This is a genomic window from Pseudomonas fluvialis (genome assembly GCF_002835605.1).
Taxonomy (GTDB): Bacteria; Pseudomonadota; Gammaproteobacteria; order Pseudomonadales; family Pseudomonadaceae; genus Aquipseudomonas; species Aquipseudomonas fluvialis.
On the sequence record NZ_PIYS01000018.1, the window covers coordinates 34,659 to 61,099 of the forward strand.

22 protein-coding genes are annotated in these 26,441 nt (G+C 63.3%); 10 read left to right on the plus strand and 12 right to left on the minus strand.

All coding sequences use genetic code 11. The features are described 5' to 3' along the window. Positions 1–16 precede the first annotated feature (16 nt). The 7 genes from CW360_RS09800 to pilG form a co-directional block, all read right to left on the minus strand. The gene (locus CW360_RS09800; RefSeq protein WP_093984823.1) at positions 17–1,036 is read right to left on the minus strand and encodes a chemotaxis protein CheB; all 1,020 of its coding nucleotides are present in this window, start codon (positions 1,034–1,036) and stop codon (positions 17–19) included. Next, positions 1,029–8,630, minus strand: a complete 7,602-nt coding sequence (locus tag CW360_RS09805) for an Hpt domain-containing protein (RefSeq protein ID WP_101193569.1) — start codon at positions 8,628–8,630, stop codon at positions 1,029–1,031. Before CW360_RS09805 ends, CW360_RS09800 begins: the two co-directional genes overlap by 8 nt. Positions 8,631–8,657: 27 nt before the next feature. Then, the gene (locus tag CW360_RS09810; protein WP_093984592.1) at positions 8,658–9,518 is read right to left on the minus strand and encodes a protein-glutamate O-methyltransferase; all 861 of its coding nucleotides are present in this window, start codon (positions 9,516–9,518) and stop codon (positions 8,658–8,660) included. A gap of 71 nt (positions 9,519–9,589) precedes the next feature. Beyond that, positions 9,590–11,638 carry a methyl-accepting chemotaxis protein gene (locus CW360_RS09815; protein ID WP_093984575.1) on the minus strand — a complete coding sequence of 683 codons (2,049 nt, stop codon included), beginning with the start codon at positions 11,636–11,638 and terminating at the stop codon, positions 9,590–9,592. 146 nt (positions 11,639–11,784) lie between these two features. Further along, positions 11,785–12,321, minus strand: coding sequence for a chemotaxis protein CheW (locus CW360_RS09820; RefSeq protein ID WP_093984574.1), 537 nt, complete (start codon positions 12,319–12,321; stop codon positions 11,785–11,787). Positions 12,322–12,373: 52 nt separating this feature from the next. Further along, complete coding sequence (pilH, locus tag CW360_RS09825) at positions 12,374–12,739, minus strand: twitching motility response regulator PilH (RefSeq protein WP_093984573.1); 366 nt, start codon at positions 12,737–12,739, stop codon at positions 12,374–12,376. A 46-nt stretch (positions 12,740–12,785) separates the two neighbouring features. Beyond that, positions 12,786–13,193, minus strand: a complete 408-nt coding sequence (gene pilG / locus CW360_RS09830; RefSeq protein ID WP_093984572.1) for a twitching motility response regulator PilG — start codon at positions 13,191–13,193, stop codon at positions 12,786–12,788. 237 nt (positions 13,194–13,430) lie between these two features. Between pilG and gshB the strand changes: the two genes are divergently transcribed. The 7 genes from gshB (at position 13,431) to CW360_RS09865 (ending at position 19,208) form a co-directional block, all read left to right on the plus strand. Next, entirely contained in the window at positions 13,431–14,384 is a 954-nt protein-coding gene (gshB, locus tag CW360_RS09835) for a glutathione synthase (RefSeq protein WP_101193570.1), read from the plus strand. An 86-nt stretch (positions 14,385–14,470) separates the two neighbouring features. Further along, positions 14,471–15,358, plus strand: coding sequence for an energy transducer TonB (locus CW360_RS09840; RefSeq protein WP_093984570.1), 888 nt, complete (start codon positions 14,471–14,473; stop codon positions 15,356–15,358). Between the two features lie 44 nt (positions 15,359–15,402). Further along, a complete protein-coding gene (locus CW360_RS09845) occupies positions 15,403–15,969 on the plus strand; it encodes a YqgE/AlgH family protein (protein WP_101193571.1) in 567 nt (188 codons plus the stop codon). Beyond that, a complete protein-coding gene (ruvX, locus tag CW360_RS09850) occupies positions 15,966–16,391 on the plus strand; it encodes a Holliday junction resolvase RuvX (protein ID WP_093984568.1) in 426 nt (141 codons plus the stop codon). Before CW360_RS09845 ends, ruvX begins: the two co-directional genes overlap by 4 nt. 17 nt (positions 16,392–16,408) lie before the next feature. Next, complete coding sequence (gene pyrR, locus CW360_RS09855) at positions 16,409–16,930, plus strand: bifunctional pyr operon transcriptional regulator/uracil phosphoribosyltransferase PyrR (protein WP_101193572.1); 522 nt, start codon at positions 16,409–16,411, stop codon at positions 16,928–16,930. Further along, a complete protein-coding gene (locus tag CW360_RS09860; RefSeq protein ID WP_101193573.1) occupies positions 16,927–17,937 on the plus strand; it encodes an aspartate carbamoyltransferase catalytic subunit in 1,011 nt (336 codons plus the stop codon). The genes pyrR and CW360_RS09860 overlap by 4 nt, the downstream gene beginning before the upstream one ends. After that, positions 17,937–19,208 carry a dihydroorotase gene (locus CW360_RS09865; RefSeq protein ID WP_101193574.1) on the plus strand — a complete coding sequence of 424 codons (1,272 nt, stop codon included), beginning with the start codon at positions 17,937–17,939 and terminating at the stop codon, positions 19,206–19,208. The genes CW360_RS09860 and CW360_RS09865 overlap by 1 nt, the downstream gene beginning before the upstream one ends. A gap of 57 nt (positions 19,209–19,265) precedes the next feature. On the opposite strand, the gene secB is transcribed toward CW360_RS09865, so the two are convergent. From secB to CW360_RS09880, 3 genes are read right to left on the minus strand one after another with little or no spacing between them, the layout of a single operon-like run. Then, positions 19,266–19,733: a protein-export chaperone SecB gene (gene secB, locus CW360_RS09870; protein WP_101193575.1), complete on the minus strand. Its 468-nt coding sequence runs from the start codon at positions 19,731–19,733 to the stop codon at positions 19,266–19,268. Between the two features lie 32 nt (positions 19,734–19,765). Beyond that, a complete protein-coding gene (gene grxC, locus CW360_RS09875; protein WP_093984563.1) occupies positions 19,766–20,020 on the minus strand; it encodes a glutaredoxin 3 in 255 nt (84 codons plus the stop codon). Between the two features lies 1 nt (position 20,021). Further along, the gene (locus CW360_RS09880; protein WP_101193576.1) at positions 20,022–20,435 is read right to left on the minus strand and encodes a rhodanese-like domain-containing protein; all 414 of its coding nucleotides are present in this window, start codon (positions 20,433–20,435) and stop codon (positions 20,022–20,024) included. Between the two features lie 122 nt (positions 20,436–20,557). Here CW360_RS09880 and gpmI point away from each other — a divergent pair, with 122 nt between their 5' ends. The 3 genes from gpmI (at position 20,558) to CW360_RS09895 (ending at position 24,801) form a co-directional block, all read left to right on the plus strand. Continuing rightward, positions 20,558–22,093: a 2,3-bisphosphoglycerate-independent phosphoglycerate mutase gene (gene gpmI, locus CW360_RS09885; protein WP_101193577.1), complete on the plus strand. Its 1,536-nt coding sequence runs from the start codon at positions 20,558–20,560 to the stop codon at positions 22,091–22,093. Between the two features lie 159 nt (positions 22,094–22,252). Further along, a complete protein-coding gene (locus tag CW360_RS09890) occupies positions 22,253–23,494 on the plus strand; it encodes a murein hydrolase activator EnvC family protein (protein WP_101193578.1) in 1,242 nt (413 codons plus the stop codon). A 26-nt stretch (positions 23,495–23,520) separates the two neighbouring features. Then, entirely contained in the window at positions 23,521–24,801 is a 1,281-nt protein-coding gene (locus CW360_RS09895; RefSeq protein WP_101193579.1) for a S41 family peptidase, read from the plus strand. A gap of 48 nt (positions 24,802–24,849) precedes the next feature. Here the strand turns inward: CW360_RS09895 and CW360_RS09900 are convergent, their stop codons facing one another. Next, a complete protein-coding gene (locus CW360_RS09900; protein ID WP_093984558.1) occupies positions 24,850–25,605 on the minus strand; it encodes a substrate-binding periplasmic protein in 756 nt (251 codons plus the stop codon). Positions 25,606–25,651: 46 nt separating this feature from the next. Beyond that, the gene (locus CW360_RS09905) at positions 25,652–26,407 is read right to left on the minus strand and encodes a substrate-binding periplasmic protein (protein WP_101193580.1); all 756 of its coding nucleotides are present in this window, start codon (positions 26,405–26,407) and stop codon (positions 25,652–25,654) included. Positions 26,408–26,441: the final 34 nt, after the last annotated feature.

A 26,441-nucleotide genomic window follows, 5' to 3' on the forward strand; every position in this document is an offset into this window, starting at 1 on the left:
GGGCGTGGTTTCCGGCTCAGGCGCACTGGGCGGCAAGGTGATCGACAAGGGCAGCAGCCAGTTCGCGCGGATCGCCGCTGAAACTGCTGAAACCACCCTCACGCAGGCTGTCGGGCATGCTCGGGCAGATACAGCTCTCCGAACGCTGGGTCCAGATCTCGCCACCCTGGCGCTTGACGTAGGCAGCGGCTGCGCTGCCGTCACTACCCATGCCACTGAACACAATGACGCCGCACTGGCTGCCATAAGCCTGTGCCAGGTTAAGCATCATCTGGTCGATGGACGGGCTGTAGGGCTCCTGCCAGGCGCGCTCGGTGACCAGCATCTGGCCCTCGTCGCCAAAGGCCAGTTCGTGACTGACCGGCACCACCAATACTTCGCCACAGCGCGGCTGGTCGCCCTGGCGTACCGGGTTGACACTCCACTGGCTGTGCCGGCCAACCGCCTGGGGCAGACTGGCTTCGAAGGCCGCATCGATGTGCTGGGCATACAGAAAGGCCAGCGGCAAACCACCGGGCAAGGCATCGAGAAACGCCTTGACCGCCACCGGACCACCCAGCGAAGCCGCCAGCAGCCATACCTGGCGCGCCGGCGCGCCAGCCTGCAAGGGGGCTTCGGCCAACGCTTCGGGAAGGTTCAGGCGGCTCGGTCGCTGCCCCTCGTCAAGCAGGGCCTGCAAGCTGGGGCCAACTGCCGCAGTCGGATCACCGACCAGGCGTTTGACCTTGCTGAACAGGCTGCGCTCCCAACGCGGGTAGTTTTCCGAATGCCGCTCGGGAGCGTGCCCCTCGCCGAACAACACCGGAGCACTGGCATTCTCCAGCAGCTCATCGACCAGTGGCGAGTCTTCCGACTGGGCCAGGTCGACCAGCCACAGGTCCGTATCACAGGCCGCCAGGCTGTCCTGGTCGATCTTCCCGGGGTCGCTGTTGAGCACCACCTGGTAACCGTTGCCGGTCAGTGCCTGTTGCAGCACATGACGTTGCAGCGAGGTGTCGGCGAGCACGGCAATCCGTGCAGCGGTTTTATCAGACATTGCGCGGGTCCTTGATCAGCTGCTGGATGGTTTCAAGCAGCTGGCTTTCCTGATAGGGCTTGCCCAGGTATTCGTTGACGCCAATCGCCATGGCGCGTTCACGGTGCTTCTCGCCGGTTCGCGAAGTGATCATGATGATCGGCAGGTCCTTGAGATGTGCGTCGTGACGCACCAGGGTCGCCACTTCGAAACCGTCCATGCGCGGCATTTCGATATCCAGCAGCATGATGTCGGGCTTGTGTTCCTGCAGCTGGGTGATGGCATCCACCCCGTCCTTGGCGGTCAGCACGTTCATACCGTTACGTTCCAGCAGACGGCTGGTGACCTTGCGCACGGTTACCGAGTCATCCACCACCATGACCAGCGTCGGACGGGCCTGCTCGACCTCCGCCACAGGCGCCAGTTGCGGCCGCGTGCGGGCCTGCAGGCTGGCCTGGTGCGCATGCAGCGCGCGGATGGTCGCCAGCAGATCGAGAATCACCACCACGCGACCATCACCGAGGATGGTCGCCCCGGAAATGCCGTGCACGCCGGCAAATTGCGGGCCAAGGCTCTTCACCACAATTTCCCGGGAGCCGGCCAGGCTGTCGACCTGTACAGCCATGGCATGCTCCTTGGAGCGCACCAGGATCACCGGCAGCGGCAGGCTTTGCCCGACCAGCTTGGGTTGCTGGCCGTTACCCAGCAGATCGCCCAGGTACTTGAGTTCATAAGCCTGTCCGGCGTATTCGAAGCGCGGCGCATCAGGCGCGTAGTAGGCCTCCAGCTCATAGGGCGAGACCCGCACGATACCTTCGATGGTGTTCAGCGGGATGGCATACAGGTCTTCACCGGAGAGCACCATCAGCGCACGGTTCACCGACACGGTAAACGGCAGTCGGATGGTGAAGGTAGTTCCCTGGCCGAGCTGCGAGGCAATGCTCATGCTGCCGCCCAGCTGTTTCACTTCCGAATGCACCACGTCCATACCGACGCCACGCCCGGAAATCTGCGTGACTTTCTCGGCCGTGGAGAAACCTGCCTCGAGAATGAACTGGAGGATCTCCTGATCGGACAAGCTGGCATCGGCATCCATCAGGCCGCGCTCGATGGCCTTGCGGCGGACCGCATCCAGACGGATACCCGCGCCATCGTCGGCCAGGGTCAGGACGATATCCCCGCCTTCACGCCCCAGCTCCAGGCGAATACTGCCAACCGCCGGCTTGCCGGCCGCCTGGCGCTGCGCTTGTGACTCGATACCGTGGTCGACGGCATTACGCAGCATGTGTTCCAGCGGCGCAACGATGCGTTCAAGCACGGTACGGTCCATTTCCCCTTCGGCGTTGCCGACATGGAACTCCACCTGCTTGCCCAGTTCGCCAGCGATCTGCCGGACAATACGCCGCAAGCGCGGCACCAGACGATCAAAAGGCACCATGCGGGTACGCATCAGGCCTTCCTGCAGCTCGGTATTGACCCGTGCCTGTTGCAGCAGCAGGGTTTCCGCATCGCGGTTCTTGGTGGCCAGGGTTTCCTTGAGGTCGAGCAAGTCGGACGCCGATTCGAACAGCGCACGCGACAGCTGTTGCAGTTGCGAGTGGCGGTCCATTTCCAGCGGGTCGAAATCTTCGTAGCCGACGCGCTCCGCCTCGGCCTGGATACGGCTGAGAATCTGCGCCTGGGTTTCCGTATCGAGGCGGCGCAACTGGTCGCGCACCCGCTCGATAGTCGCTTCCATCTCGCTGAGGGTGAAGCTGAAGTCGCTCACCTGCTGCTCGACGCGGCCACGGAAAATCGAGGTTTCCCCCGCCAGGTTGACCAGGCCTTCGAGCAACTCCGCGGGTACCTTGACCAGCTCCTGCGGCGCACGACGGGCCAGGGCTTCCTGGGCTGCCTCGCGGGCCTGCTGGACAAAGGGCAGCACCTTGGCAGTCTGGCTAGGGGCCAGCGCGGTACTGCTAGCGGCGACAATCGGCTGGGCAAGCTGGCTGCGCAACGGCTCGGCGGCCACCTCGGCAACCGGCACTGGCGGCTCGCCCTGCTCGTCCAGACGCGCGCGCAACTGTTGCAGTTCGCCCTGCAAACCTTCGTAGGCCGATTGCAGGTCGACCTGCAGGCTTTCCGGCCACGGCTGACCCTGCCGGCGAGCCTCCGTCAGATGCTGCTCCAGATCATGACTGATATTACCCAGACGCTTCTGCCCGGCCAGCCGCGCACCGCCCTTGAGGGTGTGCAGCAACCGCAACAGATCGTCCAGTGCCTCGCCATCCTCGGAGCCACCGCTCATCCGACCGATCGCGGCCTCGATGGACTCCAGCAGGTCTTCGGCTTCTTCGAGGAAGATGTCGAGGATATCGCTATCGGCTTCGACCAGCGGCTCTTCTTCGCTCGCCGGTTGCAGGTGCACCGACGTGGGCATGCTCAGCTGCTCGTCGGGATTGGCCCGGAAGCGCTGGATCAGTTCGATGAGAGCCTGGCCATCAGGCAGCGCGCGCCGCTCACGCAGGGCTTCGAGCATCTGCTCCAGGCGGTCATGGCAGTCCTGCAACAGGCCGAACAGCGCCGGGCTGGCACGCAGCCGGCCATTGCCCAGGCCTTCGTAGAGGAACTCCAGCTCATGAGCCAGGTCGCCAATGGCACTGATTTCCGCCATGCGCGCCCCCCCCTTGAGGGTATGCAGGTCACGCTGCAGCGACTCCAGTTCCAGGCTGTTATCGGTATCGGCCATCCAGCGTTGCAACGCTGCACCCGCACTTTCGATGATGTCGAAACCTTCCTCGAGGAAGATTTCCACCAGCTCGAAATCCTGCTCATCCATTGCTGCCGCCGCCATGGACTCTGGCTCTGGCTCTGGCTCTGGCTCTGGCTCTGGCTCTGGCTCTGGCTCTGGCTCTGGCTCAGCATCGACAGGCGCCATCTCGTCCAGCAACTGTTCGGCACCCAGCTGCGGCAGACTGTCCTGTATCGCCCACTCGCTGTCGCTCAGTGCCGGCATGCTGGCATCGTTCGGCAAGCTCAGCTCGGCAGCAGGTTGCGCGGTTTCTTCAGGCAGCGGCAGATCCGGCAGGCTGAGTTCGGCATCCGCCAGCTCAGCCAAATCCATCTCTATTGAATCGCCCAGCGGCGCCACGTCAGCAGCGTCTGGCAGGCCTGTCTGCAGTCCTGCATGGCCCAGTTCCGGCAGTGCGTCCTGCAAACCCCACTCGCTTTCGCTGAGCGACGGCAAGCTGAACTCAGCCTCCTGGTTGAGCGGCTCGCTGGCAGGTTGCGCCGGCTCGACGGCCGGCAGATCGGGTAGCTGAAAATCGACCGAGGGCAGCTCGCCCAGGTCCATTTCCAGTGCCTCAGCCGGAGCCTCGACGGCAAGGGGCAGGGAAGCTTCGGCTTCGGCTTCGGCTTCGGCTTCGGCTTCGGCTTCGGCTTCGGCTTCGGCTTCGGCTTCGGCTTCGGCTTCGGCTTCGGCTTCGGCGCTCAGGGTGGCGCTAGGCAGCGCGCCGGGCAAGCCCGCAGCACCGACCTGACGATAAGCCTGGATAGCCGCCAGTAAATCATCGGCCTGAGCAATCGCCTGGCCGCCCTGCAACTGCTCCAGCTGGCTGGCCAGCTTGTCATGACAGCGTTGCAGCAAATCCGCCAGGGCATCGCAGTGGCTGTAGCGACGGTCGACCAAGCCTTCGTAAAGCGTTTCCAGCTCATGGGCCAGATCGCCAATCGGGCGAATCTCGGCCATACGCGCACCACCCTTGAGGGTGTGCAGGTCACGCTGCAGGGCTGACAGCGGGGTGGCATTGCTCGGCTCGCCCAGCCAGCGCTCCAACGCGGCGGCAGCACTATCGAGAATATCGACCGCTTCCTCGAGGAAGATCTCGACCATTTCCGCATCCAGCTCGTCCAGACCATACGCCGCAACCGCAGGCTGCTCGGCGGGGGTCACAACGGCCGGCGGCGCCTCGTCAAACGCAGGCTCGGCGACTGACTCCGGTTCGGCATCGACCAGCACTTCCTCAACCTGCATGCCCTGGCTGGCCTCGGCCAGTTGCGCCAGGGTGGCCGGGTCAAACGCGCTGGCCAACAGGTCGGCCAGTGCTGCCAGCACCTCTGGCTGCTCGGTCACCTGCAGGCCGGCCGCCACCTGATCCATCATGCCGATCAACGCTTCATGGGCGTGTTCGGCCTCGGCAAAGAAGCGCTCGCTGACGGCCAGACGACCGTCTTCCACAGCCGCGTACAGTTCCAGCAAGGCATGGCTGAGTTGCTGGATGGGGGTCAACTCGGCCAGCTCGGCACCGCGCTCCAGCGTTTGCAGTTCGGCTTGCAGGTCACCCAGTTCCTGACGCTCGCTGGGATGCTCGCGCCAGCGACGCAGCAGATCCTCGGCGTCCAGCAGGATATCCATGCCCTCGGCGAGGAAGATGGCAATCATCTGCGGATCGCGCTGTTCTTCGCTGGCCACACCGTCGCGGGCACTGCTGGCCTGAGCCAGGCGCTCCTGGTGCAGGCGGGCGATGCGCTCCAGCAACTCGGCACTGCCTGGCAGGGCTGCCAGCGGGTGACTGTCCAACTGCTCCAGGCCGGCCTGCATCAGCTGCTCGGCGGCATGCAGCAATTCAGCTTCGCTCATGTCCAGCTGAATCAGGTTGGCCTTGAACTCCTTGACCATCTTCTCCAACGGGGCGGCAATCTCGGCAATCGGCAGGATGCCGGCCATGAAGGCACTGCCCTTGAGCGTATGCAGGGCGCGCTGCAGGTCATCGGTAACCGGCTGCGGCAGTTCCTGGGCACAATCGGCCAGGAAAGCCACCAGGGTTTCCAGATGGGTGAGCGCCTCATTGCGGAAAATATCCAGCAGCAACGGGTCCAGTTCTGCTTCAGCAGCGCTCTGCGTATCGCTCTGCGCCGTGTTGTCAGCGGTAACCTCAGGCAAGCCTCCCACAAGCACAGCGTCTTGCTCGTCAGCCTGCTCCGGCGCAGGCCCCTGCGGTGGTGTTTCGCCACGCGCCAACGCATGGGCAGTAGCTGCCAGGAGGTCGACATCATCACGCTGGCGTTGTGCCTTGGCGGCAAATTCATCGGCCAGCGCCGGGAGCAGGGCCACCACATCCGCGACCACCTGCTGCACCGCCGGTTCGGCCTGAATGCTGCGGTCGAGAACACGATTGAGCATGTTCTCGATCGCCCAGGACAGCTCACCAATGATCAGCGCACGCACCATGCGCCCGCTGCCCTTGAGGGTGTGGAACGCGCGACGCAGCTCGGTCAGCGCTTCGCGATCATCGGTATTGGCACGCCATTGCGGCAAGTAGGTATGGATGGTCTCCAATACCTCGGCTGCTTCCTCGATGAAGACTTCCAGCAACTCCTCGTCCACCGGTTCTTCATCAGCGGGCGGCGGCAGCAGGCTGGGAGGCACATCCTGGGCCGGTGGATTGATCGCCTGAACCGGCGCAGCCATCACATCGGCGATCGACAGTTCGCTCGCCGCACAAGACGGTTCGACGGCGGGTGTCTCGGGCAGAGCGGGCAGCTCGACTTCCGGCAACTGCAATTCGGCGATGCTGGCCTCATCCCAGGTCAAGGGCTCGGTCTGTTCCTCGGCCAGTAGTGTCACAGCGCTCGTCGGCAGCTCGATCGCGTCTTGCTGCCAAGCATCCAGAGGCTCAAGCACAGGCTCAGTATGCGACGGGGTGTTCGACCATGCATCGTCCCAGTGCTCCGCCGGTTCGGCCGGCTGCTCGGCAACCGCTTGCTCGGGCAGGCTCGCCAATGGCGCGTCAGGCTGCTCCAACTCGCTCGCCCAGGTCGACCCTTGCGTGGGCAGGGGCTCGTCCGCCTGCGCGTCCAGCACTTCGATTTCGTCAAGCGGGTCAGCCAGGGGTTCCGGGGTTGTGTCCGTGACCTCGGCACTATCCCAGTCGAGGATCGAGCGCTGCGGCTTGATCGGGTAACCGAGACTATCGAGACTCTCCTCTGCCACATCGAGAATCAGATCGCCCTGGCTGGCATGATCTTCGGCCAGGCGCTCCAGGTAGTACTCGACACTGGTGATGGCGTCTGCCAGGGTATCCAGATGCTGCCAGTTGGGTACGGCCTTGCGGGCCAGCAGCTGTTCGTCGATGTAGGCACGTGCGGCCTCCAGCAGAGCAGCGGCACGCGGCAGGGGAATCATCGCCAAGCCACCCCGTACCTGGGTCAGCAGCTGCGGCGCACGCGCCAGGTGTTCATGGTTCCACTGCGAAGCGATGAACTCGATGATGGCGTCCTTGGCCTGTTCCAGGCCATTGCGCGCTTCCTTGATCACCACCTGATGAATCTGCCCGACATCGGTGGTCGGCAGTTGGCTCTGTTCGTCGCGTGCGCCTTCCACCGGGCCAGCCATGCCTGCCAGGGTGGCTTCGACATACAGCAGGGCGCCGGCCACATCCATCAGCAGCGCATCGCTCGGCTCACGCTGGCCGCTGGCCAGCGCGCGAACCACATCCAGCTGATCAACGATGACTTTGCGCGGCTGGCCAAAACCCAATACCGCCAGGGTATCGGCAATCTGCTTGAGGGGCGCATACAGGGCGTCGAGGTCGGCCAGATTCTTGCGATCACTGCGCACGAACAGGTCGAGGCTGTCTTTGACGCGCACCAGCTCCTCGCACAGTGCGGTGACCACCGAGCGCATGGCATCACGGTCAGGGCCTGCCAGGCGGGCACGTTCTTCGTCAACCAGGTCGTTGCCCGGCAAGGCCTCGTCAAGACGGTAGCGATTCTTCAGCGCGACAATGCGTGGCGAGCTGGCAGTGGACTTGGCGATATAGAACAGCAGGTTTTTCACCAGCTCGCCGGGAGCCGGCTGGTTGAGTCCAGGTACACCCTGCTCGACCAGGCGCTTGAGCTCCTTGTCGATCTGCCGCAACAGGGTCCGCACCGAAGCACCGTGGCTGACGCTGCCGTTGGCCAGGCCTTCGATCAGGCCGGAAGCAATCTGCCAGAGTTCTTGCAGCGGGGCATCCTGGCTAAGGCTTTCCAGGCGGGCAAAGACCCGCGCCATATAGCCCAGGTTGGTCGGTAGCTCCTGATTACGAATCACCCCCACCAGCGCCTGCTGCTGCATCTGCCGCAACTTGCGCAGCAATTGCGGCAGCTCGGCTGTTTGCCGCATAGCTAGCTGCTCGGCAGGCAGCTGTGCCTGGCCCGCCCCCAGTTCAGGGCTGAACAGGCTGGTTTCGGAGAGCAGCTTCTCGCCGCGCGCCGCACGCAGGTCGTTCAGCAACGGCAGCAGCACCAACGGCAGGTCGCGGCGGGCGGTCTGGATACGATCGAGGTAGTTGGGCAACTGCAGGATGGCCTGCATCATCACTTCAAGTGCTTCAGCCTGGTTGCTGACCCGTCCTTCGGCCAGCGCCAGGGCAAGCTGCTCCATTTCCTCGGCCAGCAGGGCTGCACCGAAAAACTCGACCATCTGCAGGGTGCCGTGCACCTGATGCACATACGTCAGGCAGAAGCGCAGGCGCGTCGTGTCCTGCGGATTCTCGACAAACGCTTCCAGCGCCTGGCGGGCCTGTTTCAGGGTTTCCGCGATCTCGCCCTTGACCCATTCCAGGGCGACATAATCGTGCCGATCACCCATAGCGACTCCACTGCTCATAAGCCTGAATTACCCCTTCCGGGTAAACGCCAACACCTGTTCGTCAGCCACCGGTTGCAGATCCGGATGCTGCCAGTCGCTCATCTCGCCCACGCCAATCACCAGCAAGCCCCCAGGCACCAGGCGCTCGGCCAGGCGGTTGAGGATTTCGCGGCGACGCCAGCGACGAAAGTAGATCAACAGGTTTTGGCAAAAAATGACGTCCATGCCGGTCATCGGCGCCTTGGCCAACTCCAGCACATTCAGCCGCGCACAACAGACTCGCGCGACCAGTTGCGGCAATACCTTGTAGCGTCCATCGGGCAACGCCTGGAAATAACGCTCCAGCCATTGCGGTTCCAGCTGTTCCAGGCGACGTGCCGGGTATTCGGCACTACGCGCCTTGTTCAGCGCATTCAGGCTGATATCGGTGGCCGTGACGCCAAACGCATCCGCGGTCTGCGTATCACGCAGCACCTCAGCCGCGACCACCGCCAGCGAATAGGCTTCTTCACCGGTCGAGCAACCCAGACTCCACAACGCCAGCGGACGCTGTAGACCGGCCTGCACGCGCTCCTGCAGATAGCGCTGGAGCAGAGCAAAGGACGGAGGGTGACGAAAGAAACGGGTTTCCTGGATGGTCAGCCGATCCATCAGCAACGACCACTCGACCGCACCACGCGGCCCATCGAGAACCTGGCGCAGGTAGCTGGCATAGTCGGTCATGCCCAGCTCACGCATGCGCATGCCCAGATTGGCCTGCAGGAAGGACCGTCGCTGTTCGTTGATCACCAGGCCGGTACGCTCTTCCAGCACCCGACACCAGTCACGAAAGTCCTGCGCAGACAGCTCGACCAGCGGTTGCAAGGTCCACACGCCCTCTGCCTGCATGCTCTGCCCTTCGCTCATGGCTGCCACCTGGCGGTCCATGCGGCGCCCAGCAGGCGCCGCGCCTCAGTTGCTTAGGCCTTTTCCGCCGAGTCCGGCAGAGTAAAGCCGGATACCGACTTGCGCATCTCACTGGCCATCTTGGCCAGGTTACCAATGCTGCGCGCCGTCGCCGTGGTACCCGCGGAGGTCTGCGAGGTAATCTCCTGGATCACGTTCATGGTGTTGGAGATGTGACCCGCCGAAGAGGCCTGCTGGCGTGCAGCGTTGGAGATGTTCTGAATCAACGCCGCGAGGGTCTTGGATACCTTCTCGATCTCTTCCAGGGCCACCCCGGCGTCTTGCGCCAGACGGGCACCACGCACCACCTCGGAGGTGGTCTGTTCCATGGAGATAACCGCTTCGTTGGTATCGGTCTGAATGGTCTTAACCAGTGCCTCGATCTGCTTGGTCGCCGCCGAGGAACGCTCTGCGAGGCGCTGTACTTCATCCGCTACCACGGCGAAGCCACGGCCCGCATCACCGGCCATGGAGGCCTGGATCGCCGCATTCAGTGCGAGGATGTTGGTTTGGTCGGCAATGTCGTTAATCAGGCTAACGATGTCACCGATCTCCTGGGACGACTCACCGAGGCGCTTGATCCGCTTCGAGGTATCCTGGATCTGCTCACGGATGTTATCCATGCCGGTGATGGTGTTGTGCACCACCTCGTTACCCTTGTTGGCGATGGCTACCGAACGCTCCGCTACCGCGGTGGATTCGGCGGCGTTGGCCGATACCTGGTCAATCGACACGGCCATTTCGTTGATTGCCGCGGAAGCCCCGGCAATTTCCTGCGCCTGATGCTCGGAAGCCTCGGCCAGATGCATCGCCGTGGCCTGGGTTTCCTGGGCGGCGGCAGCCACCTGTACAGCAGTCTGGTTAATGGTCACTACCAGATCGCGCAGCTGGTCAATGGAGTAGTTGATGGAGTCAGCGATGGCACCCGTGAAGTCTTCGGTTACCGTCGCCGCCACCGTCAGGTCACCGTCCGCCAGGTCGGCGATCTCGTCGAGCAGACGGAGAATCGCGTTCTGGTTACGTTCGTTCTTCTCGGCGGTCTCGGCCAGGCGCTGGCGGGTGCTCTGAACCATGACCAGACCGATCAGAATGATCGAAGCCAATGCCAGAATGCCCAGCACATAACCGGCCAGGGTATTGAAATGACGCCCGGTAGCCAGCTCTTCGAAGCCGCTGGCCAGCAAAGAGGCCTGGTCAAGCAGGGTCTGCGAACCGGTAAAGATGATGTTCGCCGATTCACGAACCTGGAACAGTTCCGGCGAGGTTTCGAGAATCTCGTCTACCGAACCGGAAACGAATTCGAACAGTTCGGAAATTTCCGCCAGGCGCTCCGCCGCATCGGTATCCGTCACCTGGGTGATCTGCATGGCCTCGTTGCCTTCGAGCATGCCGGCCAGTACGCGACCAAACAGACTGGCATCACGACCGAACATATCAGCGGCCTGTACCGAGTCTTCGTCACCCACCAACACCTTGTTCACCGAACCCAGAATACGTTCAGCCAGCAAGGTCTGACGCTGCGCCACGGCTACCTGATCGGCCGGCGAGGCACTATCCAACAGGGTGGTCACCACCTCGTCGTACTCAACCTGCAGCTGCGGAATGGTCTCGGCCAGGGTCGCGGCTACCTGGTGCAGCGACAGTACGGTCTGCTCACTGGCCAGGATGGCGTCAGCACTCTGCCGCAGATTGTCCCAGTCCTTCTGTACCAGGCCCATTTGCTCGCGGACGGCATCCGGCGCCGGCGGCAGGCCGCTTTCCTCATCACCACGCAGGAGAATATTCCAACGTTTCTCGAAGTCGTTACGCGCCTCTTTGAGCAGCGGGAAGGCCTCGCTCTTGCCGGCCGCCGCTTCCGTGGCGTTCTTGGCGATACGCTGCGACAGTACGCGCAGTTCGCCGGCATGGCTGATGTATTCCTTGTCGTAGTTCGACTGGGTGTTGAGGTATGCGAAGTTCGCGAACAGCAACACGATAGAGACCACCAGGACCACGAAGAGTCCGGTGATCAGCGCGCTGCTGCGAATACCCGAAAGGAGATTGCCTGCGTTGATTTTCTTCATTATCTGGCCCCCGCCTGGACCTACCACCGATCGTTTCCTGTAACGCTTAAAAGCCGGTTACCCGGCTCATCCGTACCACGCGAGCCTTGCGACCCGATCTTGCCTTGCTCCACGCGAACCAAGACGCACCGCCCAGCAGGCAGCCGTCATACAGCAACGTCGAGAAATTCCTGATTCTGTGCCAGCGCGTAGGGGCTGAATACCAGCCACGGCTGTTCGCGCTGAAAGACACCGTGAATGAATGCCTGGATATTGGCTTCCAGCGGCGGCAAATGCTCGCTGAAGGCATCCACCGGGAAGTGCTGCATACCGAACACTTCGTCGACGGTCAGACCGGCGAAAATTTCCTGGTGATCGACCACCAGGACACGCCGTTGCTTGCGCCGATTGCTCAACTCATGACCGAAGAAGCCGCACAGATCCATTACCGGCAGCAAGCGACCACGCACGTTGGCCACGCCACGCACCCAGCTCTTGACCCCAGGCAGCAAGGTAAAACGCGGCTCATGCAGCACTTCGGCCACTTCACCCATGGGCGCGACGAACAGACGACCGCCCATGCGAAAACCGATGCCGCTCCAGGTCTGCACCGCCTCCTGCTGGGCAGGAAGACCGGCTGCCAGGGCACGGCACGACTGATCGATCTGTTGCAGACGCTGGAATGGAGAGGTTTGTTCAGCCATGCAAGCTGGCGCCTTCTTGTTCTTCTGGAAAAATGAAGCAGGAAGGCAGCTATTAGCCAGCCAGCACCGCATTCAGCGTCTTGAGCAGGGTAGCCTCGTCAACCGGCTTGGTCAGGTAGTCACGCGCCCCCTGGCGCTTGCCCCAGACCTTGTCGGTTTCCTGATCCTTGGTCGTAACGATGACCACCGGAATGTGACTGGTCTCCGCATCCTTGGTCAGTTGACGGGTGGCCTGGAAGCCGTTCAAACCCGGCATCACGATATCCATCAGCACCGCATCGGGCTTTTCCTGGCGAGCCAGAGCCACACCATCGGCGCCGTTTTCAGCTTTCAATACCTGATGACCGTGCTTTTCCAGCATGGCTGTCAGCTTGTACATCTCGGTGGGCGAATCATCAACAATCAGAATACGAGCCATGGTTGTTCCCATACGAATAAGGCATCACCGGCCGATTGGCCGGACTTCAGGAAGCTTGTTCCACTGGAGTGAAATCAGGGACGTGGGCCTTGATGGCGCCAAGCAGCTCTTCCTTGCTGAAGGGCTTGGTCAGGTACTGGTCGGAACCAACGATGCGCCCCTTGGCCTTGTCGAACAGACCATCCTTGGAGGACAGCATGATCACCGGGGTAGATTTGAACGCACTGTTGTTCTTGATCAGCGCACAGGTCTGATAGCCATCCAGTCGCGGCATCATGATATCAACAAAGATGATGCTGGGATGGGTATCGGCGATCTTGGCCAACGCATCGAAACCATCGACGGCCGTGACCACGTCACAACCGACTTTCTTAAGCAGTGTTTCCGCCGTCCGACGAATCGTCTTCGAATCGTCGATCACCATTACCCTCAAGCCTTCGGAATGCTGTTCCATGTTCGCCCTACCATCCGCCTCGGTGAGTCGTTATATGCGTTATATCAGTGCGCTGAAGGCCCTGCCACCGATGGGCTGCGACCCAATCGTGCGGTCTTTTTAGCACAGTCTCCTGAACCATTCCACAAACCGCCCTATCGCCAGCCGTGCCGGCTGCCTGACGGCGTTTCAGCTTGAACCCTGGCCAGCATCCCCGCTATCGTGCGGCACCCGCCGCCTGCCAGGAGAATACCGCCCATGACCGTTCGTCTCGGCATCATCATGGACCCCATTGCCAGCATCAATTTCAAGAAGGACAGCTCGCTGGCCATGCTTCTTGCCGCCCAGGCACGTGGTTGGCAACTTTTCTATATGGAGCAGCGTGACCTTTATCAGCTCGCTGGCGAGGCACGCGCCCGCATGCAGCCACTGCAGGTGTTCAACAACGCCGACGGCTGGTTCACCCTTGGCGAGGAACTCGACCAGCCACTGGCCGAACTGCAGGTCATCCTGATGCGCAAGGATCCGCCGTTCGACAACGAGTTCATCTATTCGACTTACCTGCTGGAGCAGGCCGAACGCGCCGGCACCCTGGTGGTCAATCGCCCGCAGAGCCTGCGTGACTGCAACGAGAAATTCTTTGCCACGGCATTCAGCGCCTACACTCCTGACACTTTGGTCAGCCGTCGCCCGGACATTTTGCGGCAATTCGCCGAGGCACAGCGTGACATCATTCTCAAACCCCTGGACGGAATGGGCGGCGCGTCGATCTTCCGCCACCGCGCCGGAGACCCCAATCTGTCGGTCATTCTGGAAACCCTGACGGCTCACGGCAGCCAGCAGATCATGGCGCAGCGTTACCTGCCGGCGATTGTCGATGGCGATAAGCGCATCCTGATGATCGATGGCGAGCCGGTACCCTATTGCCTGGCGCGCATCCCTGCACAGGGCGAGACCCGCGGCAACCTGGCCGCTGGCGGCCGCGGCGAGGCGCGCCCACTCACCCCCCGCGACCACGAGATCGCCGCCGCAGTCGGCCCTGAGCTGCGCCGCCGCGGCCTGCTGTTTGTCGGCCTCGACGTGATTGGCGAGCACCTGACCGAGATCAACGTCACCAGCCCGACCTGCATACGCGAGATTGATGCCGCGTTTGATACGCGCATCGGCGAGCGCCTGATGCAAGTGATTGCCGAAAAACTCGCCACACGTTAGGCAGAACCGCCAAGCGTGGCCTGCTTCATGGACTTTTATCGCAACGCTGGGCAGACTGCCGGGCATCTTGCCGGCTTGCGACACCCATGAAAGCAACCCCTTCCGTGCCTCCCTCCTCCAGCGCCCGCCCAGCTGACCGCCTGGGCTTTACCCTGCTGATCGCCGCCGTACTGCACCTGGCACTGATCATCGGCGTGGGCTTTGAAATGCCCAAGCCCAGCCAGATCAGCAAGAGCCTGGAAGTCACCCTGGCTACCTTCCAGAGCGAACAGGCGCCGAAGGATGCTGACTTCATTGCTCAGCACAATCAGGAAGGCAGTGGCAGCCTGGAGCACAAGGCCGCCCCGAAAACCACCGAGCAAGCGCCCCTGCAGGACAGCGAGATCCGCAAGGTCACCCCCCCCAGCGCGCCGCCACCCAGCCCGCAGGTCGAAACGCGCAAGCAGGTACTCGCCACCCAGGCACCGCAAGTACAGAAAGTGCAGGTCAAGCCCGAGAAGACTCCACCGCAACCGCCCAGCCCGCCGGCACCGATCTTCGACAGCAGCCAGCTGTCGATGGAAATTGCCAGCCTCGAGGCGCAGCTGAGCATGGAGCGCGAACTGTATGCCAAGCGACCGAAGATCCACCGCCTGAATGCCGCGTCCACGCTGCGCGACAAGGGCGCCTGGTACAAGGAAGAGTGGCGCAAGAAGATCGAGCGCATCGGCAATCTCAACTATCCCGACGAAGCACGCCGGCAGCGCATCTATGGCTCGCTGCGTCTGCTGGTGACCATCAATCGCGACGGCACCCTATACGAAGTACAGGTATTGGAGTCCTCCGGGCATAGTGTGCTCGACCAGGCCGCCATGCGCATCGTACGCCTGGCCGCACCCTACGCCCCGTTCAGTGGTGACCTGGCGGAATTCGACCGCCTGGAAATCATCCGCACCTGGCGCTTCGAGCGGGGTGACCGCCTCTCCAGCCAGTAGCCGCAGCCCTTGAAGCTTGGCTGCGCCGCCGCCACACTAGCGCCATGAACAGCGCACCGATCTGCCTCAAGCACCACTTCCTGATTGCCATGCCGCATATGGCCGATGGCAATTTTGCGCAAACCGTCACTTATCTGGTCGACCACGGCGAGCAGGGTGCCATGGGCCTGGTCATCAACCGTCCCAGCGGCCTCAGCCTGGCCGACATCCTCGAACAACTGCGCCCGGAAACCCCGCCCGCAACACGCTGCCATGGCATGCCGGTATACAGCGGCGGTCCGGTGCAGACCGAGCGGGGTTTCGTACTGCACCCGACAGGCCCTTCATTCCAGGCCAGCGTGGTGCTGGGCGACGTCACCCTGAGCACCTCGCAGGATGTTCTGCTGTCGATTGCCGACGGCCAGGGCCCGGCACAACACCTGATCGCCCTCGGCTATGCCGGCTGGGACGCCGGACAGCTGGAAGCCGAACTGGCCGATAACGCCTGGCTGACCTGCCCCGCCAGCCTGGATATTCTTTTCGACCTGCCCGCCGACTTGCGCCTGGACGCCGCCGCCGCGCGCCTGGGCGTCAACCTCAGCCTGCTCACCGCGCAGGCCGGCCACGCATGAGCAACCTGCGCCTGCTCCTCGGTTTCGACTACGGTACCCGGCAAATTGGCGTAGCCGTCGGCCAGATGATTACCGGCCAGGCTCGCGAACTCTGCGTGCTCAAGGCACAAAACGGCGTACCCGACTGGCAGCAGATCGAGGCCCTGCTCAAGGAATGGCAACCCGACGCCCTGGTCGTCGGCCTGCCGCTGAACATGGACGGCTCGCCCAGCGAAATGAGCGAACGCGCCGAAAAATTCGCACGGCGCCTGCACGGCCGCTATCAACTGCCCGTACACACCCACGACGAGCGCCTGACCACCTACGAAGCCAAGGGCCAGCGCCTGGCCCAGGGACAACGCGGCGGTTACCGCGAACGCCCGGTGGATGCGATTGCCGCCGCCCTGCTCTTGCAGGGCTGGCTTGAACAGCACGGCGCCTAGACGCCAGAGGAGAGCCCATGCACCTGCCCAACCCCAGCCAGCTCCTGCCGCAGATGGCTGCGGCACTGCGCCTGCACCTGGAGCAACGCGGCATCGACCAGGCCCGCTTCATCGGCATCCATACCGGCGGCGTCTGGGTCGCCCAGGCCCTGCTGGCCGAGCTAGGCCTCAGCCAGCCGCTGGGCACGCTGGACGTATCGTTCTACCGCGACGACTTCACCCAGCACGGCCTGCACCCGCAAGTACGCCCCTCGGCCCTGCCCTTCGACATCGAGGGCCAGCACCTGGTACTGATTGATGACGTACTGATGAGCGGGCGCACCGTGCGCGCCGCCCTCAACGAACTGTTCGACTACGGCCGCCCGGCCAGCGTCAGCCTGGTCTGCCTGCTCGACCTCAACGCCCATGAGCTGCCAATCCGCCCGGACGTGGTCGGCGCCAGCCTGTCCCTGGCGGCCAATCAACGGGTAAAATTGTCCGGCCCCACACCCCTGAGCCTTGAGCTGCAAACCCTCGCCGACCGAGAACTCCCGCAATGACTCCGATTGACGCCAAGCGCCCGCTGCAGCTCAACGAAAACGGCCAGCTGCGCCACTTTCTCAGCCTCGACGGCCTGCCGCGCGAGCTGCTCACCGAACTGCTGGATACCGCCGACTCCTTCCTTGAGGTGGGCGCCCGCGCCGTGAAGAAGGTTCCACTGCTGCGTGGCAAGACGGTATGCAACGTGTTCTTCGAGAACTCCACACGCACCCGCACTACCTTCGAGCTGGCCGCGCAGCGCCTGTCCGCCGACGTGATCAGCCTCAATGTGTCGACCAGCTCGACCAGCAAGGGTGAAACACTCTTCGACACCCTGCGCAACCTGGAGGCCATGGCCGCCGACATGTTCGTGGTACGCCATGCCGACTCCGGCGCCGCGCACTTCATCGCCGAGCACGTCTGCCCGCAGGTGGCCATCATCAATGCCGGCGACGGCCGCCATGCCCACCCCACCCAGGGCATGCTCGACATGCTGACCATCCGCCGGCACAAGGGCGGTTTCGAGAACCTCTCGGTCGCCATCGTCGGCGATATCCTGCACTCGCGCGTGGCACGCTCCAACATGCTGGCCCTACGCACCCTGGGCTGCCCGGACATCCGCGTCATCGCCCCGCAAACCCTGCTGCCGGTCGGCCTCGAGCAGTATGGCGTGCGTGTATTCACCAGCCTCAGCGAAGGCCTGCGCGATGTCGACGTGGTGATCATGCTGCGCCTGCAGAAGGAGCGCATGCAGGGCGGCCTGTTGCCCAGCGAAGGCGAGTTCTTCCGCCTCTACGGCCTGACCGAACAGCGCCTGGCCCTGGCCAAGCCCGATGCCCTGGTCATGCACCCAGGGCCGATCAACCGCGGCGTGGAAATCGAGTCGGCGGTAGCCGATGGCCCGCAGTCGGTGATCCTCAACCAGGTGACCTACGGTATTGCCGTGCGCATGGCGGTACTGTCGATGTGCATGAGCGGCCAGGCCGCCCAGCGCCAACTCAACCAGGACGCCGGAGAGCACAACTGATGTCGATGCAAATTAGTGGAGCGCGCCTGCTCGACCCGGCCAGCGGCCTAGACCAGCACGCCGACCTGTTCATTGATGGCGGCAAGGTCGTCGCCATCGGCCAGGCCCCGCTCGGCTTCAATCCCCGCCAACTGATCGATGCCAGCGGACTGATTGCCGCTCCCGGCCTGGTCGACCTGTCCGTAGCCCTGCGCGAGCCCGGTTATGGCCGCAAGGGCAGCATCGCCAGCGAAACCCTGGCCGCTGCCGCAGGCGGGGTAACCAGCCTGTGCTGCCCACCGCAGACCCGTCCGGTACTGGACACCCCGGCCGTGGCCGAGCTGATCCTCGACCGCGCTCAGCAGGCCGGCCATGCCAAGGTATTTCCCATTGGCGCCCTGAGCAAAGGCCTGGCCGGCGAGCAACTGGCCGAACTGGTCGCGCTGCGCGATGCCGGCTGCGTAGCCTTCGGTGACGGCCTGTACAGCTTCCAGAACAGTCGCACCCTGCGTCGCGCGCTGGAATACGCAGCCACCTTCGACCTCACCGTGGTTTTCCACGCCCAGGATCACGATCTGGCCGAAGGCGGCCTGGCCCACGAAGGCGCCACCGCCAGCTTCCTCGGCTTGCCGGGCATTCCGGAGAGCGCCGAAACCGTGGCCCTGGCCCGCCAGTTGCTGCTGGTCGAACAGAACGGTGTGCGCGCGCATTTCAGCTGCATCAGCAGTGCACGTGGCGCGGAAATGATCGCCCAGGCCCAGGCTCGTGGCCTGCCGGTGAGCGCCGACGTGGCGCTGTACCAACTGATTCTCACCGACGAAGCGCTAGCCGACTTCTCCAGCCTGTACCACGTACAGCCGCCGCTACGCAGCCGGCGTGACCGCGAAGGCCTGCGCGAGGCGGTCAGGCAGGGGGTGATCGGCAGCATTGCCAGCCATCACCAGCCGCACGAACACGATGCCAAGCTGGCCCCCTTTGGCGCCACCGAGCCAGGCATCAGCAGTGTCGAACTGCTCCTGCCACTGGCCCTGACCCTGGTGCAGGACGGCCTGCTCGACCTGCCCAGCCTGCTCAGCCGCCTCACCTGCGGCCCAGCCCAAGCCCTGCGCCTGCCCGCCGGCCGTCTGGCCGTAGGCGCTCCGGCAGATATCCTGCTGTTTGCCGAGCAGGCCAGCACCCTGGCTGGTGAGCAATGGTTTTCCAAGGGCCAGAACTGCCCATTCCTTGGTCACTGCCTGCCGGGCCGGGTGCGCTACACCCTGCTCGACGGACGCATCAGCTACCAGGCCTAGGCATTAAAAAACCCCGGCCTGCCAGGGGCAGTGCCGGGGGTTTTTCCCGAGCGCTGATCAGGCCTGTGCGCCGGCCTGCTGCTGGCGCGCCAGCTCCTGGGCATACAGCGCATCGAAGTTCACCGGAGCCAGCATCAGCGCGGGGAACGAGCCACGGATGACCAGGCTGTCGAGGGCTTCGCGAGCATAGGGGAACAGCAGGTTGGGACAGAAGGCGCCCAGCGTATGGCTCATCGAGGCCGGGTCGAGGCCCTGGATCAGGAAGATGCCGGCCTGCTGTACTTCCGCGATAAACGCCACTTCCTCACCGGTCTTGACGGTCACCGAGAGACTCAGCACCACCTCATGGAAACCGGCTTCCAGTTCCTTGTGACGGGTGTTGAGGTCCAGCTGCACGCTCGGCGCCCAATCCTGACGGAAGATTTCCGGGCTCTTCGGCGCTTCGAAGGACAGGTCCTTGACGTAGATGCGCTGCAGGGAGAATTGCGGGTTTTGCGCTTCTTGGGCGCCGTTCTGCTCAGACATGAGAAATCCTTGGCATGGTTGATTCGAAAGTATTAATCGGCCAGCAGGGCATCAAGGCGGCCGGCGCGCTGCAGGGCATACAGGTCATCGCAGCCGCCCACATGGGTGCTGCCAATCCAGATCTGCGGTACCGAAGTACGCCCGGCCTGCCGCGCCATTTCCGCACGCAGGGCGGGATCACCATCGACACGCCGCTCTTCATAACGAACGCCCTTGTCGTCAAGCAGTTGCTTGGCGCGCAGGCAATAGGGGCAGGTCGCGGTGGTGTAGATCAGAACCTTGGGCATGTCACTTGACCAATGGCAGGTTGTCGTTGCGCCAGCTGGCAATACCGCCGGAGAGTTTGGCGGCCTTGAAGCCGGCCTTCTGCAGCTGGGCACAGAGACTACCGGAATGCTGGCCAAGGGCATCGACCAGAATCAAGGTTTTCTCTTTGTGCCTGTCCAGCTCGGCCATACGTGCGGCGAACTTGTCGTGCGGAATATGCAGGGCATCGACGATATGCCCGGCGCTGAATTCCTTCTGCGCGCGGACGTCGACTACCAGCGCCTCGCCAGAATTGACCAGTGCGGTCAGCTCACGACAGCTCAGGGCCTTGCCGCCCTTGCGCAGTTCGGAGACCAGCAAGGCCACCAGCAGGGCGACGAACAATCCACTCAGTACATAGTGGTTAGTGGCAAATTCAATCAGTTGGGCCAACATCAGAGGGTTCCACAGGCGTAAAATGGGCCCAAGTATACACAGAGCCGGCAAGCCGTGACGACACGCGCCGCAGCTCTTAAAATCCCGCCTTTCCAGCCACTGCCCAGAGCGAGCCAGCCTGCATGAGCGCCACGCCCAAACCCCTGGTCCTGATCATCCTCGACGGCTTCGGCCACAGCGACAAGCCCGAGTACAACGCCATCCACGCGGCGCATACCCCGGTCTACGATCGCCTGCGCGCCACCCAGCCGCACGGCCTGATTTCCGGCAGCGGCATGGATGTCGGCCTGCCGGACGGGCAGATGGGCAACTCCGAGGTGGGCCACATGAATCTCGGCGCCGGCCGCGTGGTGTACCAGGACTTCACCCGGGTGACCAAGGCGATCCGCGACGGTGAGTTCTTCGACAACGCCGTGATCAATGCCGCGGTGGACAAGGCCGTGATTGCCGGCAAGGCGGTGCACATCCTCGGTCTGCTCTCCGACGGCGGCGTCCACAGCCACCAGGATCACCTGGTCGCCATGGCGGAACTCGCTGCCCAGCGCGGCGCCGAGAAGATCTACCTGCATGCCTTCCTCGACGGTCGCGACACCCCGCCGCGCAGCGCCCAGCCGTCCATCGAACTGCTCGACGCCACCTTCGCCAGGCTGGGCAAGGGGCGCATTGCCAGCCTGATCGGCCGTTACTACGCGATGGACCGCGACAACCGCTGGGACCGCGTCGAGCAGGCCTGGCAGCTAATCGTCGACGGCCAGGGGCAGTTCGCCGCCGACAGCGCCAGCGAAGGCCTGGCCGCCGCCTATGCCCGCGAGGAGAGCGACGAGTTCGTCAAGGCCACCACCATCGGCACACCGGTCCAGGTGGAAGACGGCGACGCCGTGGTGTTCATGAACTTCCGCGCCGACCGCGCCCGCGAGCTGACCCGCGCCTTTGTCGAGCCGGACTTCCAGGAATTCCAACGCCCGCGCGTGCCGCAACTGGCCGGCTTCGTGATGCTCACCCAGTACGCAGCAAGCATCCCCGCGCCCTGCGCCTTTGCCCCTGAATCGCTGGACAACGTGCTCGGCGAATACCTGGCGAAGAACGGCAAGACCCAGCTGCGTATTGCCGAAACCGAGAAATACGCCCACGTGACCTTCTTCTTCTCCGGCGGCCGCGAAGAACCGTTTGCCGGGGAAGAACGCATCCTGATCCCCTCGCCGAACGTCGCCACCTACGACCTGCAGCCGGAGATGAGCGCCCCCGAGGTGACCGAACGGATTGTCGAGGCCATCGAAAACCAGCGCTATGACGTGATCATCGTCAACTACGCCAACGGCGACATGGTCGGCCACACCGGGGTATTCGAGGCCGCGGTCAAGGCCGTGGAAACCCTCGACAGCTGCGTCGGGCGCATCGTCGAGGCGTTGGACAAGGTCGGTGGTGAAGCGCTGATCACCGCCGACCACGGCAACGTCGAGCAGATGGAAGATGAGTGCACCGGCCAGGCGCATACCGCGCACACCTGCGAGCCGGTGCCCTTCATCTATGTCGGCAAGCGCCCGGCGAGCATCCGCGCAGGCGGCGTACTGGCCGACGTGGCACCGACCCTGCTGACCCTGATGGGCCTGCCGGTTCCTGCGGAAATGACCGGTAAAACCATCGTCGAGCTGGAATAAACTCAAAGAGCCGAAACAGCGCTGGAAAGCTGAAAGCTGAACGACGCAACAGCCAGTCGCGCTTGCCTCCAGCCTTCCAGCCTCCAGCGCTTTTCGTCGAATGCTTTCCCGCTTTTTTAGGCATACTAGGCCGGTCCTTTCCCTGCGGTGAGCCTCGCCATGCTTCGCACCCTGTCCATCGTCCTGCTTAGCGCGTTCTGCCTGTTGGCCCAGGCCGACGAGCGTAGCGCCGCCCAGCAACAACTGGAAAAGGCCCGCCAGGACGTCGCCGAACTGCAAAAACTGCTGAAAACCCTGGAAAAAGAGAAGTCCAGCGTACAGCAGGCCCTGCAGAAGACCGAACGTGAGATGGGCGGCCTGGAGCGCGACATCAAGCACCTGCAGGAAGAGATCAAGGACAGCGAAAGCGAGCTGCAGCGGCTCGACGGTGAGAAAAAAAAACTCCAGCAATCGCGCCTTGAGCAACAGCAACTGATTGGCATCCAGGCCCGCGCCGCCTACCAGAGTGGCCGTCAGGAGCCTCTGCGCCTGCTGCTCAACCAGCAACGACCGGAACAGCTGTCACGCACCCTGACCCAGTATGAATACCTGGGGCAGGCCCGCCTGCGCCAGCTGGAAACCTTCAATGAGACCCTGCGCCAACTGGCCAATGTCGAGTACGACATCATTGCCCAGCAAAATCGCCTGGCCGAGCGTCAGCATGAACTGCAGGGCCGCCGCGACGAGCTGGCCAAGGTGCGCCAGCAACGCCAGCAAACCCTGGCCAAACTCAACCGGGAATACCGCAGTCGTGATCAGCGGCTGCGTGCCCGCCAGCAGGAGCAGGCCGAATTTGCCCGGGTACTGCGCACCATCGAGGAAACCCTGGCCCGCCAGGCACGTGAAGCCGAGCTGGCGCGGCAACGCGCGGCAGAAGCCCAGCGCCTGGCCCAACAAAGCACCCCCGGCACCCCTGGCAGCGGCCCGCAGGTCAGCAGCGGGAGTGGCCAGTCGGGGCCCTTTGCCCAGGCCAAAGGCAAGCTGCCCTGGCCGGTGGACGGCCGCCTGCTGGCCCGCTACGGCAGCCCGCGCGCCGGCGACGCCCGCAGCACCTGGGACGGCGTGCTGATTGGCGCCAGCGCCGGTAGCCCGGTGCGCGCCGTACATGGTGGCCGCGTAGTCTTTGCCGACTGGTTGCGTGGTGCCGGGCTGCTGGTGATCATCGACCATGGCAATGGCTATCTGAGCCTGTATGGCCATAATCAAAGCCTGTTGAAAAACCCCGGTGACCTGGTCAACGCCGGCGAAACCATTGCCACGGTGGGCAGCAGTGGCGGCCAGCAAAGCGCCGCGCTGTACTTTGCCATTCGCCAGCAGGGGCGCCCCAGCGACCCGGCGCAGTGGTGCCGGAGCCACGGTTGATCCTTCTTTTCTGGAGTTAGCACAGCATGCTGCACCGCTTTCGCCTTACCCCTTTTGCCCTGGCCCTGAGCCTGCTGGCCGGCCCTCTGCAGGCCGCCGAACCAGCGCCCGCCAAGGCGGAACTGCCGCTGGACGAGCTGCGCACCTTTGCCGAGGTGCTCGACCGCATCAAGAGCGCCTACGTCGAGCCCATCGACGACAAGACCCTGCTGGAAAACGCCATCAAAGGCATGCTCAGCAACCTTGATCCGCATTCGGCCTACCTCGAACCACAGGCCTTCGCCGAACTGCAGGAAAGCACCAGTGGCGAATTCGGCGGCCTGGGTATCGAGGTCGGCATGGAGGACGGCTTCCTCAAGGTCATCTCGCCCATCGACGACACCCCGGCCTCCAAGGCCGGTATCCAGCCGGGCGACCTGATCCTCAAGATCGACAACCAGCCGACCAAGGGCTGGTCGATGATGGAGGCGGTGGAGAAACTGCGTGGCAAGCCGGGCAGCAAGGTACTACTGACCCTGGTGCGTGAAGGCGGCCAGCCGTTCGATCTGCCCCTGCAGCGTGCGGTGATCAAGGTGCGCAGCGTGAAGAGCCAGTTGCTGGATGACGGTTACGGACTGATCCGCATCAGTCAGTTCCAGATCAATACCGGCGACGAAGTGGCCAAGGCGCTGAGCAAACTCAAGCGTGACAACGGCAAGCAGCCGCTCAAGGGCCTGGTACTCGACCTGCGCAACAACCCGGGGGGCGTGCTACAGGCCGCCGTCGAAGTGACCGACCACTTCCTCAGCAAGGGCTTGATCGTCTACACCGAGGGGCGTCTGGCCAACTCCGAGCTGCGCTTCTCGGCCGACCCCGAAGATGCCAGCGAGGGCGTGCCACTGGTGGTACTGATCAACGGCGGCAGCGCCTCGGCTTCGGAAATCGTTGCCGGCGCCCTGCAGGATCATCGCCGCGCAGTACTGATGGGCACCGACAGCTTCGGCAAGGGCTCGGTACAGACCATCCTGCCGCTGAACAACGAGCGCGCCCTGAAACTGACCACCGCCCTGTACTTCACGCCCAAGGGGCGTTCGATCCAGGCTCAGGGCATCGTCCCGGATATCGAGGTGGCACGCGCCCGCGTCACCCGCGAGCAGGACAACGAAGGCATCAAGGAAGCCGACCTGGCAGGCCACCTGGGCAACGGCAATGGCCAACCGGACAAGCCGCGCCGCCAGGATACGCGCAGCCCACGCCCGCAGGATGACGACTACCAACTAAGCCAGGCGCTCAACCTGCTCAAGGGCCTGAACATCACCCGCCAGTAGGGCCTGCTCGGCAGACAGGCAGCCCGGCACTCAGACCGGGCTCGCGACCTACAGGTAGCTGTTGGTCATTTCCTCGACGAAACCTTCCTGGCGCATCTCATCCAGGGCCTTCTGCAGGCGCTCGACCACCTCGTCCGGGGTATCCTTGTTGAGCGCCAGGTAGAGTTGGGCCTGGTTCATCTTCAAGACCACCTTGAGTCCCTGCACGCCTTCGGCGCGCGCCATGTAGCGCCCCGCCGGATCGTCGGTGGCCCACAGGTCGATCTGCCCGGCGGCCAGCTTGCGAATGTTTTCCTGATCACGCAGCGACAGCACCAGCGGAATCTTCTGGCTTTCCAGCGACTGGCTGAGTGCGTTGTTTTTGTAGGCACCAATACGGTACTGGCTGGCTTCACTCAGGTTGTTCACCTGGATGGCACTATCGCCACGCGCCATCAGCACCCAGGAAGTTTCCCCCAGCGGCCCCACCCACTTGAACAGGGCTTCACGCTCGGCGGTACGCGTCGTGGAAAACAAGGCATAGCCGGGCTTGTCGAGGGTCAACCGGTACAGGCGATCCCAGGGAAAGCGCAGGGTCATGCTGTAGTCGATGCCGGCACGCTTGAACATCTCGCGGACAATTTCCGCACTGATGCCATCGATACCATCATCACGGGCAAAGTTCTTGTCATCCACGGCCATGTTGAATGGCGGGAAGTTTTCGGTCAGCACGACCATTTTGTAGCCTTCCGGCAGTTCGGCCTGGGCGCTGCTAGCCGCCAGCAGCAGGCTGGCACAAAGGACGCGTTTGCAAGTTTTCAGCATGATCTTGGCTCTTCAGGATTGTTGTTGTCAGATGCCAGCGGGCCTATCAAAGATAGTTGTTGACGATGTCGTCGACAAAACCCTCTTCACGCAACTTGTCCAGCTCGGCCTGCAGCTTGCTGACTACCTCGTCCGGCACTTCGCGATTCAGTGCCAGGTAAAGCTCCGCGCTATCGAAACGCAGGATGGTTTTCAGCCCGCTGATCCCCTCCTGCTTGGCCAGATAGCGGCCTGCGGGGTCGCCGGTAGCCCACAGGTCAATCTGCCCGGACTGCAGCTTCTGTGCATTGAGCTGGTCACGCAGCGCCAGCACCGGCTGCAATCCCTGTTCGAGGAGGTGCTCGGAGATGGCATCCCCCTTGTAGGCGCCCACCTGATAGCTGGCTGCCTCTGCCAGGCTGTTCAGACGAATGCTGCTGTCGGCACGACCAAGCAGCACCCAGTCATCCGGACCAATCGGGCCGACCCATTTGAACTGCTCCTCGCGCTCCGGCAGGCGGGCGGTGACGAACACACCATAGCCCGGCTTTTCCAGGGCCAGCTTGTAGATGCGCTCCCAGGGAAAACGCAGGGTCATGCTGTACTCGATGCCGGCACGCTTGAACATCTCGCGAATGATATCCACGGCGATGCCGTCGATATTGTCTTCCTGCGCAAAGTTCTTGCCGTTGATCGCCATGTTGTAGGGCGGGAAGTTTTCGGTGAGCAGGATAACCTTGTAGTCCGCAGGAACCTCCGCCTGAGCCAGGCCGGCCAAGGCCAGACTGGCTACAGCCAGAGAACGTTTGAGCAATTTGCGCATGGAGTCCACCCGAAAGCATGAGTTGCAATAGCGC

What these genes read in the sequence shown, in the direction of transcription:
- gshB (WP_101193570.1), top strand. Translation starts at nt 13,431, where the DNA reads ATGACCGTTCGTCTCGGCATCATCATGGACCCCATTGCCAGCATCAAT.
- CW360_RS09815 (WP_093984575.1), bottom strand. Translation starts at nt 11,638, where the DNA reads ATGAAGAAAATCAACGCAGGCAATCTCCTTTCGGGTATTCGCAGCAGC.
- CW360_RS09810 (WP_093984592.1), bottom strand. Translation starts at nt 9,518, where the DNA reads ATGCAGGCAGAGGGCGTGTGGACCTTGCAACCGCTGGTCGAGCTGTCT.
- CW360_RS09820 (WP_093984574.1), bottom strand. Translation starts at nt 12,321, where the DNA reads ATGGCTGAACAAACCTCTCCATTCCAGCGTCTGCAACAGATCGATCAG.
- secB (WP_101193575.1), bottom strand. Translation starts at nt 19,733, where the DNA reads ATGTCTGAGCAGAACGGCGCCCAAGAAGCGCAAAACCCGCAATTCTCC.
- CW360_RS09890 (WP_101193578.1), top strand. Translation starts at nt 22,253, where the DNA reads ATGCTTCGCACCCTGTCCATCGTCCTGCTTAGCGCGTTCTGCCTGTTG.
- CW360_RS09800 (WP_093984823.1), bottom strand. Translation starts at nt 1,036, where the DNA reads ATGTCTGATAAAACCGCTGCACGGATTGCCGTGCTCGCCGACACCTCG.
- CW360_RS09895 (WP_101193579.1), top strand. Translation starts at nt 23,521, where the DNA reads ATGCTGCACCGCTTTCGCCTTACCCCTTTTGCCCTGGCCCTGAGCCTG.
- CW360_RS09805 (WP_101193569.1), bottom strand. Translation starts at nt 8,630, where the DNA reads ATGGGTGATCGGCACGATTATGTCGCCCTGGAATGGGTCAAGGGCGAG.
- ruvX (WP_093984568.1), top strand. Translation starts at nt 15,966, where the DNA reads ATGAGCAACCTGCGCCTGCTCCTCGGTTTCGACTACGGTACCCGGCAA.
- CW360_RS09860 (WP_101193573.1), top strand. Translation starts at nt 16,927, where the DNA reads ATGACTCCGATTGACGCCAAGCGCCCGCTGCAGCTCAACGAAAACGGC.
- CW360_RS09900 (WP_093984558.1), bottom strand. Translation starts at nt 25,605, where the DNA reads ATGCTGAAAACTTGCAAACGCGTCCTTTGTGCCAGCCTGCTGCTGGCG.
- grxC (WP_093984563.1), bottom strand. Translation starts at nt 20,020, where the DNA reads ATGCCCAAGGTTCTGATCTACACCACCGCGACCTGCCCCTATTGCCTG.
- pilG (WP_093984572.1), bottom strand. Translation starts at nt 13,193, where the DNA reads ATGGAACAGCATTCCGAAGGCTTGAGGGTAATGGTGATCGACGATTCG.
- gpmI (WP_101193577.1), top strand. Translation starts at nt 20,558, where the DNA reads ATGAGCGCCACGCCCAAACCCCTGGTCCTGATCATCCTCGACGGCTTC.
- pilH (WP_093984573.1), bottom strand. Translation starts at nt 12,739, where the DNA reads ATGGCTCGTATTCTGATTGTTGATGATTCGCCCACCGAGATGTACAAG.
- CW360_RS09865 (WP_101193574.1), top strand. Translation starts at nt 17,937, where the DNA reads ATGTCGATGCAAATTAGTGGAGCGCGCCTGCTCGACCCGGCCAGCGGC.
- pyrR (WP_101193572.1), top strand. Translation starts at nt 16,409, where the DNA reads ATGCACCTGCCCAACCCCAGCCAGCTCCTGCCGCAGATGGCTGCGGCA.
- CW360_RS09880 (WP_101193576.1), bottom strand. Translation starts at nt 20,435, where the DNA reads ATGTTGGCCCAACTGATTGAATTTGCCACTAACCACTATGTACTGAGT.
- CW360_RS09845 (WP_101193571.1), top strand. Translation starts at nt 15,403, where the DNA reads ATGAACAGCGCACCGATCTGCCTCAAGCACCACTTCCTGATTGCCATG.
- CW360_RS09840 (WP_093984570.1), top strand. Translation starts at nt 14,471, where the DNA reads ATGAAAGCAACCCCTTCCGTGCCTCCCTCCTCCAGCGCCCGCCCAGCT.
- CW360_RS09905 (WP_101193580.1), bottom strand. Translation starts at nt 26,407, where the DNA reads ATGCGCAAATTGCTCAAACGTTCTCTGGCTGTAGCCAGTCTGGCCTTG.